9 protein-coding genes are annotated in these 13,213 nt (G+C 66.3%); 5 read left to right on the top strand and 4 right to left on the bottom strand.

The window, feature by feature from the left end; genetic code table 11:
• Positions 1 to 8 precede the first annotated feature (8 nt).
• Entirely contained in the window at positions 9 to 794 is a 786-nt protein-coding gene (locus ACVWY5_RS39835; RefSeq protein WP_028337893.1) for a succinate dehydrogenase iron-sulfur subunit, read from the top strand.
• A gap of 28 nt (positions 795 to 822) precedes the next feature.
• Here ACVWY5_RS39835 and ACVWY5_RS39830 read toward each other — a convergent pair whose 3' ends face one another.
• From ACVWY5_RS39830 to ACVWY5_RS39820, 3 genes are all read right to left on the bottom strand, one after another.
• A complete protein-coding gene (locus tag ACVWY5_RS39830) occupies positions 823 to 3,573 on the bottom strand; it encodes a bifunctional acetate--CoA ligase family protein/GNAT family N-acetyltransferase (protein ID WP_028337894.1) in 2,751 nt (916 codons plus the stop codon).
• A gap of 125 nt (positions 3,574 to 3,698) precedes the next feature.
• Positions 3,699 to 5,573 (bottom strand): ferrous iron transporter B, encoded by a 1,875-nt coding sequence (gene feoB, locus ACVWY5_RS39825; RefSeq protein ID WP_028337895.1) that lies wholly within the window; start codon positions 5,571 to 5,573, stop codon positions 3,699 to 3,701.
• On the bottom strand, positions 5,570 to 5,857 hold the full coding sequence (locus tag ACVWY5_RS39820) for a FeoA family protein (protein WP_028337896.1): 288 nt from the start codon (positions 5,855 to 5,857) through the stop codon (positions 5,570 to 5,572). The genes feoB and ACVWY5_RS39820 overlap by 4 nt, the downstream gene beginning before the upstream one ends.
• Positions 5,858 to 6,189: 332 nt before the next feature.
• Here ACVWY5_RS39820 and ACVWY5_RS39815 point away from each other — a divergent pair, with 332 nt between their 5' ends.
• Complete coding sequence (locus tag ACVWY5_RS39815; RefSeq protein ID WP_028337897.1) at positions 6,190 to 8,334, top strand: hybrid sensor histidine kinase/response regulator; 2,145 nt, start codon at positions 6,190 to 6,192, stop codon at positions 8,332 to 8,334.
• Positions 8,335 to 8,353: 19 nt separating this feature from the next.
• Here ACVWY5_RS39815 and ACVWY5_RS39810 read toward each other — a convergent pair whose 3' ends face one another.
• Positions 8,354 to 9,373 (bottom strand): IS30 family transposase, encoded by a 1,020-nt coding sequence (locus ACVWY5_RS39810; RefSeq protein ID WP_456671760.1) that lies wholly within the window; start codon positions 9,371 to 9,373, stop codon positions 8,354 to 8,356.
• A gap of 261 nt (positions 9,374 to 9,634) precedes the next feature.
• Between ACVWY5_RS39810 and ACVWY5_RS39805 the strand changes: the two genes are divergently transcribed.
• From ACVWY5_RS39805 to ACVWY5_RS39795, 3 genes are all read left to right on the top strand, one after another.
• Positions 9,635 to 11,686: an ABC transporter ATP-binding protein/permease gene (locus ACVWY5_RS39805; RefSeq protein WP_028338200.1), complete on the top strand. Its 2,052-nt coding sequence runs from the start codon at positions 9,635 to 9,637 to the stop codon at positions 11,684 to 11,686.
• 30 nt (positions 11,687 to 11,716) lie between these two features.
• On the top strand, positions 11,717 to 12,574 hold the full coding sequence (locus ACVWY5_RS39800; RefSeq protein WP_321177244.1) for an FkbM family methyltransferase: 858 nt from the start codon (positions 11,717 to 11,719) through the stop codon (positions 12,572 to 12,574).
• A gap of 216 nt (positions 12,575 to 12,790) precedes the next feature.
• The gene (locus tag ACVWY5_RS39795; protein ID WP_028338198.1) at positions 12,791 to 13,177 is read left to right on the top strand and encodes a VOC family protein; all 387 of its coding nucleotides are present in this window, start codon (positions 12,791 to 12,793) and stop codon (positions 13,175 to 13,177) included.
• Positions 13,178 to 13,213: the final 36 nt, after the last annotated feature.

Below are 13,213 nucleotides of genomic sequence, written 5' to 3'. Positions count from 1 at the left end.
GAGCAAGCATGGTTGAATTCGCACTTCCGAAGAATTCGAAGATTTCAGGCGGCAAGACCTGGCCGAAGCCGGCGGGTGCCACCGAGACGCGCGAATTTCGGGTGTATCGCTGGAACCCGGACGACGGCAAGAATCCGAGCGTCGACACCTATCATGTCGACACCAATGATTGCGGTCCGATGGTGCTGGACGGCCTGATCTGGATCAAGAACCACATCGACCCGACGCTGACCTTCCGCCGCTCCTGCCGCGAAGGCGTCTGCGGCTCCTGCGCGATGAACATCGACGGCCAGAACACGCTGGCCTGCACCAAGTCGATGCACGACGTCGGCGCCGGCGGCGCGGTGAAGGTCAATCCGCTGCCGCACCAGCCGGTGGTGAAGGACCTGGTCCCCGACCTCACCAATTTCTACGCCCAGTATGCCTCGATCGAACCGTGGCTGAAGACCACGACGCCGACGCCGCAGAAGGAATGGAGGCAGAGCCACGAGGACCGCGAGAAGCTCGACGGCCTCTACGAGTGCATCCTGTGCGCCTGCTGCTCGACTTCGTGCCCGAGCTACTGGTGGAACAGCGAGCGCTTCCTCGGCCCCGCCGCGCTGCTGCAGGCAAACCGCTGGGTCACCGACTCCCGCGACGAGGCGACCGGCGAGCGACTCGACAATCTCGAGGATCCGTTCCGCCTCTATCGCTGCCACACCATCATGAACTGCGCCAAGGCGTGTCCGAAGGGCCTCAATCCCTCCGAAGCGATCGCCGAACTCAAGTTCAAGCTGGTCGAACGCCAGATCTGATCCGACGCGGCCGCGGCTGGCGCTGGTATCAGCGGCCGGCCGCGGCAGGCCGGATCAGGATATCGGCGCCGACCGCATCGACGCCGGATCGATCGAGGTCGAGTACGACATCGACGATGCTGTGATCGTCCGGATCCATCGTCACGGTGAAGCCGAGATCGCGGCACATCCCGATCATCGTGGTGTTCTCGGTCAGCACCTGGCCGGACAGGCGCTTCAAGCCCTCCGATCGCGCATAGTGGATCAGGAGTTGCATCAGCGCCCAGCCGAGCCCTTTGCCCTTGAGATCGGACTGCAGCAGGATCGCGTATTCGGCATTCTCGTACAGCGAATCCGAGTGCAGCCGGACCGCACCCATCATCTCGCCGGTGTTCGGATCGAGCGCCACAAACGCCATCGCGCGCGCATAGTCGAGCTGGGTCAGGCGCGCGATGAAGGCGTGCGAGAATTCCTTCATCGCATGGAAGAAGCGCAGCCTGAGGTCTTCGGCGGTGACGCGCTTGAAGAACTCGCTGACCATCGGCTCGTCTTCCGGCCGCATCGGGCGCACCGTGACACGCGAGCCGTCGCGCAGCGCAAGCTCACCTTCCCATTGCGACGGATAGGGCCGCACCGCGAGCCGGGTGTGGCCGGCAAATAGCCGGGTGGGCTTGCGGATCGCGACCCGCGCATCGAGCGCGAGCACGCCGCTCTCGTCCGCCAGCATCGGGTTGACGTCGAGCTCAGCGACCTCGGGAATGTCGGCCGCCATCTGCGCCAGCTTGACGAGGGTGAGCGCCACCACATCGGCCGGGACCGCCGGCACATCGCCATAGCCGCCGAGCAGCCGCGAGACGCGGGTGCGTCCGATCAACTCGCGGGCGAGATTCATGTCGAGCGGCGGCAGCGCCAGCGCCTTGTCGTTGATCACCTCGACCGCGGGGCCGCCACGCCCGAACACGATCACCGGACCGAAGGTCGGATCTTCGGCGATGCCGAGGATCAGTTCGCGCGCCGCGCGCCGTACGATCATCGGCTGGATCGTCACGCCTTGCAGGATGGCATCGGGCCGGGCACTTCGTGCCCGCGCCATGACCGTCCGTGCAGCTTCAACGACGCTGTCTTTGGTGCGCAGGTCGAGGATCACGCCGCCGACGTCGGAGGCGTGCCGGATGTCGCGCGAGAACACCCTGATCACGATCGCATGTCCTTCGGGGAGGAACGGTGCCGCCTTCTTGGCAGCGTCCTCGGGACTATCGGCGACGAGCGTCGTCACGATCGGAATATGATAGGCCGCGAACAGCGCAACGATCTCGGCCGGATCGAGCCAGGCACGTCCCTCCGACAGCGCGTTCACGACGACGTGCCGCGCCGCCGCCGTCTCCGGCGTGAACACCGATGCGACGCCCGGCGGGGTTGCGGCGAGCGCGGTGGAGGCCTCGCGATAGCGCACCAGATACATGAAGGCGCGCACCGCATCGTCCTCGGTCGGGAAATGCGGAATGCGCGCCGCCTCGAAGATCGCGCCGGTGCGCTCGTCGGCGCCGACCCAGGCCGCAAGCACCAGTGCGGCGACCGCACTCCGCTTCGTCCTGCGGTCGCGGACGCATCGCGCCACCGCCTCGGCAATCCCCTCGGCCGGAGCCACCGCGGTTTCCACATTCGCGACCAGCACCGCGTCGCTGTTCGAATCATCGAGCAGTGCGCTGAGCGCCGCCACGTAGCGGTCGGCATCGGCATCGCCCGCGATGTCGACCGGATTGGCGCAGGACCAGCCCGACGGCAGCACCTTGTCGAGCCGCGCGATGGTCTCCGCCGTCAAAGTCGCCGGAACGCCGCCGAGCTCGGCCAGCCGGTCGGTCGCGAGGATGCCGAGCCCGCCGCCATTGGTCAGGATCGCCAACCGGTTGCCGCGCGGAACGAAGCCGCGGCCGAGCAGCTCGGCGCAATCGAACAGCTGGCGCAGGTCGTAGACGCGCAGCATGCCGGCGCGGCGGAATGCGGCATCATAGACCGCATCGGAGCCGGCCAGCGCGCCGGTGTGGGTCGCGGCGGCCTTGGCGCCCTGCGCCATCCGTCCCGACTTGACGATGACGACCGGCTTCAACCGCGCCGCGGCGCGCGCCGCCGACATGAACTTGCGCGCGTCCTTGACGGCTTCGAGGTAGATCAGGATCGCGCTGGTGTGGTCGTCGAGCGCGAAATAATCCAGGAGGTCGGCGACGTCGACATCGAGCTGGTCGCCGATCGACGCGATGCCGGAGAAGCCGAGCCGCCGTTCCGCCGCCCATTCGATCATCGCCGACGCGACCGCGCCGGACTGCGAGATCAGGGCAACGTGCCCGTCGGACGGCTGATGCGAGGCGAAGCTCGCATTCAGCTTGACGCGCGGCACCATGACGCCGAGGCAATTCGGCCCGATCAGGCGCATGCCATGCCGTCGCGCCGTCTGCCCCGCGGTCTCCGCGAGCGAGCCTGCGCCATGGCCAAGACCGGCCGACAGGATCGCCGCGCCGGCAACGCCGGCCGAAGCCGCCTCCGCGACGATCTCCGGAACCGCCGCCGCCGGTGCGCTAATGACGACGAGATCCGGAACGAACGACAGCGACTTCAGGTCGGGAACTGTCGGCGCACCATCGACGTCGGCATAGTTCCGATTGACGACGCCGACGCGGCCGGTGAAGCCACTCGCTTTGATGTTCCTGAGCACCGCCGCGCCGAGCGACGACGGACGCGGGCTGCCGCCGACGATTGCGATGCTTCGAGGCGAAAATAGCCGCTCCAGGCCGTACGTCGACATTGCAGGGTCTCGCAGGGAACACGCGGAGGCGCCCGCTTCATGCGCCCTCGACCAACTCTACTGCTTCGCTTGGCTGCATGCACCTATCGCAGTTTCGAATAGAGATGGTGAAACTGCGTTGCCGATCAATGCAGGCCGAGCGCCTGCGCGAGATTGAAGGTCAGGAAGCTCGCGACATAGGCCAGCGCGAGCATGTAGATGAACGTCACCACCATCCACTTCGCGCCGCCGGTCTCGCGGCGGATCACCGCGAGCGTCGAGGCGCATTGCGGGGCGAAGATGTACCAGACCAGCAGCGACAGCGCGGTCGCCAGCGTCCATTTCTGCGCCAGCACCTGGCCGATCTGGTCCGCCGCCTCCTTGCCGCCCTCGATCGAATAGACGGTGCCAAGGGCTGCGACCGCGACCTCGCGCGCCGCCATGCCCGGGATCAGCGCCACCGCGATCTGCCAGTTGAAGCCGATCGGCCGCAGCAGCGGCTCGAGCGCATGGCCGATCATCGCAGCAAAGCTGTAATTGATCGCCGGTCCCTCGGCGCCGGCCGGCGCCTGCGGGAACGAGGCCAGGAACCAGATCAGCACCATCATCGAGAGGATCGTGGTCCCGGCCCGGTACAGGAACATCTTGGCGCGGGTGAACACGCCGATCGCGATGCTCTTCAGCCGCGGCATCTTGTAGTCGGGCAATTCCAGCATGAACGGCGCCGGCGCATGGTCGCGCCACAGGAAGAACTTTGCGATCGCCGACACCGTCAGCGCGCTGGTGATCCCGGCGGCATAGAGGCCGAACATCACGAGCCCCTGTAGGTTGACGAAACCCCACAGCGTGGTCGCCGGAACGAAGGCGGAGATGATCAGCGTGTAGACCGGAATGCGCGCCGAGCAGGTCATCAGCGGCGCGATCAGGATCGTGGTCAGGCGGTCGCGGCGGTTGTCGATGACGCGCGTCGCCATGATGCCGGGAATTGCGCAGGCAAAGCTCGACAGCAGCGGAATGAAGGCGCGGCCATGCAGCCCGGCGCCGCCCATGATGCGGTCCATCAGGAACGCGGCGCGCGCCATGTAACCGAAATCTTCCAACAGCAGGATGAACAGGAAGATGATGATGATCTGCGGCAGGAACACGATCACGCTGCCGACGCCGGAGATCACGCCGTTCTGCAGGAAGCTCTGCAACAGGCTCCAGCTTTCGGGCAGCAAATTGTGGATCAGCTGCCCGAGCGCGGCGAAGCTGTCCGACAGAAATTCCATCGCGGGCTGCGCCCAGGTGAACACCGCCTGGAACATCACGAACAGGATCACGGCCAGGATCACGAGACCCCAGACCGGATGCAGCACCACCGAATCGATCCGGTTGGTCAGCGTGTCGGGCTTGGTCGGCAGCGTCACCGCCGCGGCGATGATGCGGTCCGCCTCGCGCTGTGCCGCCTTGAGGTCGGCGATTGTCGGCGTCGTCCACTCGCTGGCCGCCGCCTCATGCGACTTGGCCAGGAATTCGTCGGTCCGCTTCAGGAGCTCGTCGATGCCACCCTTGCGGACCGCGACCGACGTCACGATCGGCAGGCCGAGCTCCTGCGACATCCGATCGATGTCGATCGTGACGCCGCGGCGCTTCGCGATATCGATCATGTTGAGCACCAGCATCATCGGCCGACCGACCCGCTTCAGCTCGAGCACCAGCCGCAAGGTCAGCCGCAGATTGGTGGCGTCCGCGACGCAGAGCACGAGATCGGGCACCGCCTCGCCGTCGAAGCGGCCGAGCACAATGTCGCGGGTGATCTCCTCGTCCGGGCTGCGGCCGCGCAACGAATAGGTGCCGGGCAGGTCGAGCACGGTCACGCTGCGGCCCTCCGGCGTGACGAAGCCGCCGGATTTGCGCTCGACCGTGACGCCCGGATAGTTGGCGACCTTCTGACGGCTGCCGGTCAGGCTGTTGAACAGCGACGTCTTGCCGGTGTTCGGCGCGCCGACCAGCGCCAGGCGCAGGGATGCAGTGGTCATTCGACGATCACAGCCATGGCTTCGCTCCGGCGCAGCGCGATCGTGATGTTGTCGACGCGCACCGCGATCGGGTCCTTTCGGATCGTGCCTTCATGCAGGATTTCCACACGCGCGCCCTCGACAAATCCCATCTCGACCAGGCGCTGCTCCAGCTCCTGCGGAGACAGCGATGAGCCCGTCACGAGCGCATCGAGCCTGATGATCTTTCCGACAAAACCGCGATCCGCATGTCCGAGCCGGACGTCCTGCAAATTATCCCGGGGGCTGTTTGGATCGCCTGTCATGCGGCCTGTTTTTCAGCAGGTAGTCACAGGGTCAAGCGTTTGCCCGTGAGAGGTTTTAGAACTCCTAAAAACAGCGCCCGGAAGCGCCATCCAGGCCGATTTTCCGCTTGACTGCCGGCGAGCTGCTAACGAGGTCGTGATACCGCCGCGCCGCAGCCGCCCGTGCTGCCCCGGACGCGAGCCGGCTGCGAATTGATCGATCCGGGTTGGCCTCCGGTAACCTTGACAGGTCGCGGAATGGCGAATGAGCGTCCGCGCCGCGCCCGGCGGCGCCGTTTCGCTTCCTCCCGCGCAACGGTTTGCGTTATGGTCCGCGCGGAGCCGGAGCGCCCGTGCAGACCGCACAACGCAATTCGCTGAGACTGCTGCAATGGATGATGGCCGCCGCGCTGGCCCTTCCGCTGGCGCTGTTCGTTTTTGCCTCCGCAATGTCCTGGATCTCGACCAGCGAGGCCGCCGACCAGGAGATCCAGCGCACGCTCGATGTCGCCCATGAGCACGCGCTGAAGGTGTTCGAGACCATCGATCGAGGCCTCGCCGAGGTCACCGAGGTCGTCCGCGGCATGGGCGATGCCGATATCGTCGCGCGCGAGAAGAGCCTGCACCAGCGGCTGCGGCAGGTCGCCATGGCGCTTCCCCAGGTGAAATCGGTCTGGGTGTTCGATGCCAACGGCCGTGCCCTCGTCAACAGCCTGGTGCAGCCGGCCCCCGACGTCGACTTCTCGGACCGGGATTACTTCCGGATCCATGCCCAGGGCGACATAGGCACCTATATCGGCGAGGTGCTGACGCCGCGACCGCCTTATCTGGGCTCGCGGTTCTTCAGCGTCGGCCGGCGCCGCAATGGCGACGACGGCAGCTTTGCCGGCGTGATCCAAGCCTCCGTGCTTCCGGAATATTTCGAGAATTTCTACGCCAGGATCGGCCGCGAGCCCGGCAGCTTCCTGGCGCTGATCCGGACCGACGGCGCCGTGCTGGCGCACTTCCCTGCCGTTGACCACGATGTCCGGTTCGAGCCGAGCGGCCCGCTCGGGCGGCAGATCGTCGCCAATCCCGAGGCCGGGACGATGACGATCCAATCCCCGGCCGACGGCATCGAGCGGCGCATGCGCTACCAGCGGCTGGCTGGATACCCGATCTATGTCAGCGCCGGCCTCGAAACCTCGGCGATCCAGTCGCGCTGGAGGTCGACCATGGCCCAGCACCTGATCTTCGGGATCCCGGCCACCGCCCTGCTGTTCGGCCTGCTCGCACTCGCCTTCCGGCGAACCCAGCGCCTGCAGGAGGAGGCCAACCGGCGCATCGAGGCCGAGGAGGCATTGCGGCACGGCCAGCGGCTTGAGGCACTCGGGCAGCTCACCGGCGGCGTCGCGCACGACTTCAACAACCTGCTCACCGTGATCCGCGCGTCGGTCGACATGCTGCGGCGGCCGGACCTGCCGGAGCCGCGGCGGCAGCGCTACATCGATGCGATCTCCAACACCGTGAACCGTGCCGCCAAGCTGACCAACCAGCTGCTTGCATTCGCGCGGCGGCAAACCCTCAAGCCCGAGGTGTTCGACGCCTGCCAGAATGTCCGCACCCTGAGCGAGATGATCGCAACCCTGATCGGCGCGCGCATCGAGATCACAGCGCAAGTGCCGGACGAGACCTGTCTCGTCAACGCCGATGCCGGCCAGTTCGAGACCGCCATCATCAACATGGCGGTCAACGCGCGCGACGCCATGGACGGCGTCGGCCGGCTCACGATCGCGGTCCGCGCCGTGGACAGACTGCCGTCCGCGACCAGCACGCCGCCGAACTCGCCCGGCCATGTCGCGGTGTCGGTGACCGACACCGGCGTCGGAATTCCGCAGGAGCTGTTCGGCCGCATCTTCGAGCCGTTTTACACCACCAAGGAAGTCGGTCACGGCACCGGCCTCGGCCTGTCCCAGGTGTTCGGTTTCGCCAAGCAGTCGGGCGGCGAGGTGACCGTCACCAGCGAAGTCGGCAAGGGCGCGACATTCACGCTGTATCTGCCGCGCGTCGTCGGCGGGCATGGCGCGCGAGCGCAGCGCACCGACGACGCGCCCTCGGTCTATCGGACCGGCGCATCGGTCCTGATCGTCGAGGACAATGCCGAGGTCGGAAAGTTTGCCGCCGACACGCTGACCCAGCTCGGCTGCACCTGCGTGCTGGTGGACAACGCCACCCACGCGCTGGAGGAGCTGGCCGTCGACGCCGACCGGTTCGACCTGGTGTTCACCGATGTCGTGATGCCCGGCATGAGCGGCATCGAGCTTGCGGAAGAGATCCGCCGGCAGCGCCTCGATCTTCCGATCGTGCTCGCCTCCGGTTACAGCCAAGTGCTGTCGCAACAGGGCAGCGGCGGCTTCGAGCTGCTGCAGAAGCCCTATTCGGCCGAGCAGCTCGCGCGCGTGCTGCACAAAGCAACGCGCTCGCGCCGGCTGAGGCGCGACCAGGCGCCGGCGGAGTGAGGTAGTTGCGCGGCACATCTCAAGCACGCTGTCGTCCTGGCGAAAGCCGGGAGGTGGATTCACATTCGAAGTGCAACACTTGAGCAAAAGCCTCGGCAGGCGTGCGGTAGTCAAGGCATTTGCGCGGGGTGTTGTTGTAGGCGGCGATGAACTGGCGGAATCTGGCGGTCGAGAGGGTTACGAGATCGGTCTTGCGGGGAATAAAGCGGCGCATCCTGCCGATGGCGTTCTCGATGCCGCCCTTCTGCCAGGGGGCGTGGGGATCGCAGAAGAAGGTCTCGATCGAGAGGCGGTGCAGCGCCAGGTGACCGGCGAACTCGGTGCCGTTGTCGAAGGTCACGGTCTGGCGCAGCTCTTGTGGCAGGGTCGCGAAGAAGCCCACGAGATGGCGGGCGACACCGCGCGCGACCTTGCTGGCAAGGCGGATGCCGAGCAGCAGACGCGAGGTGCGCTCGTGCACGGTCAGCACGGCCTGACCGTATTTCGAGAACATCATCAGGTCGGCCTCCCAGTGTCCGGGCACGCTGCGGTCGGCCACTTCGATCGGCCGATTTGCCAAGGAAACACGGCCTTCGATGAAGCTTGCGGGGCTGCCGCCCCTCTTGCCGCGGCGGCCGCGCTTGCTCTTGGCGCGCGGCAGATAGCGCCGCCAGTTGAAGTTCGTGGTGCGCCTGAGTTGGGCATAGATGAAGCGGTAGATGGTCTCGTGCGAGATCACCTTGCGCCCGGACTCGCGGGCCAGCCGGCCGGCGACCTGCTCGGGCGACCAGCCCCGGCGAAGGCGTTCCAACACCGCGCGGCGCAGGCCGGGCTCCCGTTCGAGGCGTCCGCCCGTCCAGCGCCGCGCTCGCATCTGGTGCTGGGCATAGTTTGGCTTGTAGCCGACCTGGCTCCCCCGATTGCGCCTCAGTTCCCGAGAGACCGTTGATGGCGAGCGATCCAGAGCTGCCGCGATTTGCCGGACCGAGCTGCCATTGGCCGATAGGCAGGCAATCTCGCATCGGTCGTCCAGAGAGAGCTGCTTGTAACTCCGCCCCATGGCAACACCTCCTCAAGGAAGTGTTGCACTTCGTTTGTGAACTCAGGGGACCCATTACCACCGCAGTTGATTGGGAACGGGGTCGCGGCTCCAGCGTCGCGCAACAATTGGCATTCGGGGTAATGGGTCCTGGCTTTCGCCAGGACGACGATGAGGATGGTTCTCGATTCAAGATACCAAACAACGCGGTGTCATCACCCGAGCAGCACGCGAGTGACCGCCGGAGGCGGAACCGGGTAATTTGCCTGGCGTTATCGTGCCATGGGCAAAGCTGAGGCAAAATCCAAATCGTCGGACGGGCCGTCGTCGGCCAGGACTGCATCGCCTCGGAAAGCGAGCGCAAAGGCGGCCGATCAAGAGCGCAAGGATCCCGCGCCAAGCGAAGCGGACGAGAAGTCGGAATTCGTCGAGGTGATCGCCGAAGGCGGCGACCATGTCGAGCCGCCGCCGCCGGAAATCGTCGAACCCGATCCCGAATTGTCGGCCGAAGAGGCCGAGCAGGCGCGCAAGGACTATTTGCTGACGCGGTTCTGGATCAGCGCGCGCGGCTATTGGGGCCGAAGCGGCGACCGGCTGGCGTGGCTGTTCACGATCGGCCTGCTGCTGCTGATCGTCACCAATGTCGCCGTTCAGTACGGCATCAATGTCTGGAATCGCGCGATCTTCGATGCGATCGAAAAGCGCGACGCAGCCAGTGTCTTCCACCTGACGGCCATCTTCTTTCCGCTGGCGATCGGCAGCGTGCTGCTGGGGGTCGCGCAGGTGTTCGGCCGCATGGGCATCCAGCGGCGCTGGCGTGCCTGGCTGACCAACGCCGTCGTGTCGCGCTGGCTGACAAACGGCCGCTACTACCAGCTCAACCTCGTCGACGGCGATCACAAGAATCCGGAGTACCGGATCGCGGAGGATCTGCGGATCGCGACCGATTCTCCGGTCGACTTCATCGCCGGCGTGACGTCGGCGCTGCTCTCGGCCGTCACCTTCATCGTCGTGCTCTGGACCATCGGCGGCGCGCTGACGGTGACGCTGGGCGGCTCGTCGATCAGCATCCCGGGCTTCCTGGTCATTGCCGCGATCATCTATGCGGCGATCGCGTCGGGCTCGATCGCGGCAATCGGCCGCAGCTTCGTGCAGATCTCCGAGGACAAGAACCAGGCGGAAGCGGAATTCCGCTACATCCTGACCCGCGTGCGCGAGAATGGCGAAAGCATCGCGCTGCTCGGCGGCGAAACCGAGGAGCGCGACGGCATCGACAAGACGTTCTCGAACGTGTTGCGGCAATGGGCGCGGCTCGCCGGGCAACACATGCGCACGACGCTGGTGTCGCAGGGATCGAATCTCATTGCGCCGGTGGTACCCTTGCTGCTGTGTGCGCCAAAATTCCTCGACGGCAGCATGTCGCTCGGTCAGGTGATGCAGGCGGCCTCGGCCTTCACCATCGTGCAGACCGCGTTCGGCTGGCTGGTCGACAACTATCCGCGACTCGCCGACTGGAACGCCTGCGCACGGCGCATCGCCTCGCTGATGTTGTCGCTTGACGGGCTGGAACGCGCCGAGACCGGCGACGGCTTCGGCCGCATCGAGCGCGGCGAGACCGAGGGCGAGGCCATGCTGAGCCTCAACGATCTCTCCGTCACGCTGGACGACGGCACCGCCGTGGTCGGCGAGACCGAAGTGGTGATCGAACCGGGCGAGCGGCTTTTGGTCGCCGGCGAATCCGGCACCGGCAAGAGCACGCTGGTGCGCGCCATCGCCGGCCTGTGGCCGTGGGGCGGCGGCAGTGTCGGCCTGCACGCGGACCGCCGCCTGTTCATGCTGCCGCAAAAGCCCTACGTGCCCTCGGGCACGCTGCGGCGCGCGGTGGCCTATCCCGGCGCGGCGGAGGACTGGAGCGTCGATGAGATCAGCCGTGCCCTGCACAAGGTCGGCCTCGACCATCTCAAGGACAAGATCGAGGAGGACGCGCCGTGGGACCAGACCCTGTCCGGCGGCGAGAAGCAGCGGCTCGCCTTTGCCCGCCTGCTGCTGCACGCCCCCGACATCGTCGTGCTCGACGAGGCGACGTCCGCGCTCGACGAGAAGAGCCAGGACAAGATGATGGAGATGGTGACGACGGAACTGCCGAAGGCGACCATCGTCAGCGTCGCCCACCGCGTCGAGCTCGAAGCGTTCCATAGCCGCAAGATCGTGCTGGAGCGCCGCAAGGGCGGCGCCAAACTGGTCAGCGACGTCGACCTGATCCCGCGCAAGGGCAAACGAAGGCTGCTCGGCCGCTTCCTGCGGCAACGGCAGGCAGCGGGCAAGGCGGCGTAACGGGCGTTGGCGCTGCCGTCAAAACCGGCTATGCATGCCGCGCTTTTGACGAGGCCATGCGTGATCCCGAGCAACGACATATCGCCGGCGCCGTTCGGCGCCTTCGCGCCCAATGCGGCGCAGGCCGCCATCATCCGCCTGGCGCATGGCTCAGGATTGAAGCGCGGCGCATTCCGGCCCTGGCTCTCGCGGCTCGTCAATCTGTTCGGCGCGGGGCCGCTCGACGTGACCTATCAGGGCGCATCGTTCCGCTTCTATCATCAGGCGAGCGCGACCGAGCGCGGCGCGCTGTTCAATCCCGATTACAACCTTGAAGAACTCACCTTCCTGCGGGCTCATGTCGGCGCGGATGGCACCTTCGTCGATCTCGGCGCCAATGTCGGCACCTATGCGCTGGCGCTGGCGCGCGATGTCGGGCCCGGTGGCAAGGTGATCGCGATCGAGCCGCATCCGGTGACGCATGCGCGGCTCAAGTTCAACACCCAGGCCTCCGGCTTTCCGCAGGTGCGCCTGGTTGCGGCGGCCGCCGGCCCGACCGATGGCGAACTGATGATCGAGACCGACGGCGACAATCTCGGCGCCAGCCACATCGTCACCGGCACGCCGACGGGCAAGGCGTTCAAGGTGCCGTCGCTACGGCTGCAACGCATCCTCGACGAGACCGGCGCGAGCAAGGTCGATGCACTCAAGATCGACGTCGAGGGTTTCGAGGACCGCGTGCTGATCGGCTTCTTCCGCGACGCGCCGCAGTCACTGTGGCCCGGCGCGGTGGTGATCGAGCATCTGTCGAAGGACGAATGGACTGACGACTGCATCGCGGACATGCATGCACGCGGTTACGTCGAGCAGGGCCGGACGCGGAGCAACACGCTGCTGGTGCGGAGCTGAGATGTCTGCGGCTGAGATCGGCCGCGCCAGTCGATGCTTGTCTTCTCCTTCCCCCTGAAAGGGGGAAGGTCGGGATGGGGGTCAACCGCAGATGACACTGTCTGCGAAGAGAGCTGATCCCCACCCGCTTTGCTCTTGCGAGCAAAGCGACCTCCCCTTTCCAAGGGAAGGTAAAACAACTCGGATGCAAGTGCATCACAACAAGGGAGGCTCGCGATGATCGACCATATCGGCTTTTCTGTCTCCGACTATCAACGCGCGAAGGCTTTCTACCAGACGGCGCTGGCGCCGCTCGGCTACGGCCTGATCATGGAAGTGCCCGCGGAGGTGACCGGGCACGCGCCCGCCGCGGGCTTCGGCGCCGACGGCAAGCCGGATTTCTGGATCGGCGGCGAAGGCGCGATGAACAAGCCGGTGCATATCGCCATCACGGCCAAGGACCGCGCCACCGTCGACGCCTTCTACAAGGCCGCGATGGCGGCCGGCGGCCGCGACAACGGCGCGCCCGGCGTTCGCGCGCATTACCACCCGAACTATTACGGCGCATTCGTGCTCGATCCCGACGGCCACAATATCGAGGCGGTCTGCCACACGCCCGGGTGAAACATCGGAACGCCGCGGCGCGCGATCCGTTGTCGC

The organism is Bradyrhizobium sp. USDA 3256, from assembly GCF_054058275.1.
This window is presented reverse-complemented; position numbering and strand designations above follow the sequence as displayed.

Coding starts and splice junctions, on each gene's coding strand:
- ACVWY5_RS39820 (WP_028337896.1), bottom strand. CDS start 5,857: ATGACAGGCGATCCAAACAGCCCCCGGGATAATTTGCAGGACGTCCGG.
- ACVWY5_RS39795 (WP_028338198.1), top strand. CDS start 12,791: ATGATCGACCATATCGGCTTTTCTGTCTCCGACTATCAACGCGCGAAG.
- ACVWY5_RS39810 (WP_456671760.1), bottom strand. CDS start 9,373: ATGGGGCGGAGTTACAAGCAGCTCTCTCTGGACGACCGATGCGAGATT.
- ACVWY5_RS39805 (WP_028338200.1), top strand. CDS start 9,635: ATGGGCAAAGCTGAGGCAAAATCCAAATCGTCGGACGGGCCGTCGTCG.
- feoB (WP_028337895.1), bottom strand. CDS start 5,573: ATGACCACTGCATCCCTGCGCCTGGCGCTGGTCGGCGCGCCGAACACC.
- ACVWY5_RS39835 (WP_028337893.1), top strand. CDS start 9: ATGGTTGAATTCGCACTTCCGAAGAATTCGAAGATTTCAGGCGGCAAG.
- ACVWY5_RS39800 (WP_321177244.1), top strand. CDS start 11,717: ATGCATGCCGCGCTTTTGACGAGGCCATGCGTGATCCCGAGCAACGAC.
- ACVWY5_RS39830 (WP_028337894.1), bottom strand. CDS start 3,573: ATGTCGACGTACGGCCTGGAGCGGCTATTTTCGCCTCGAAGCATCGCA.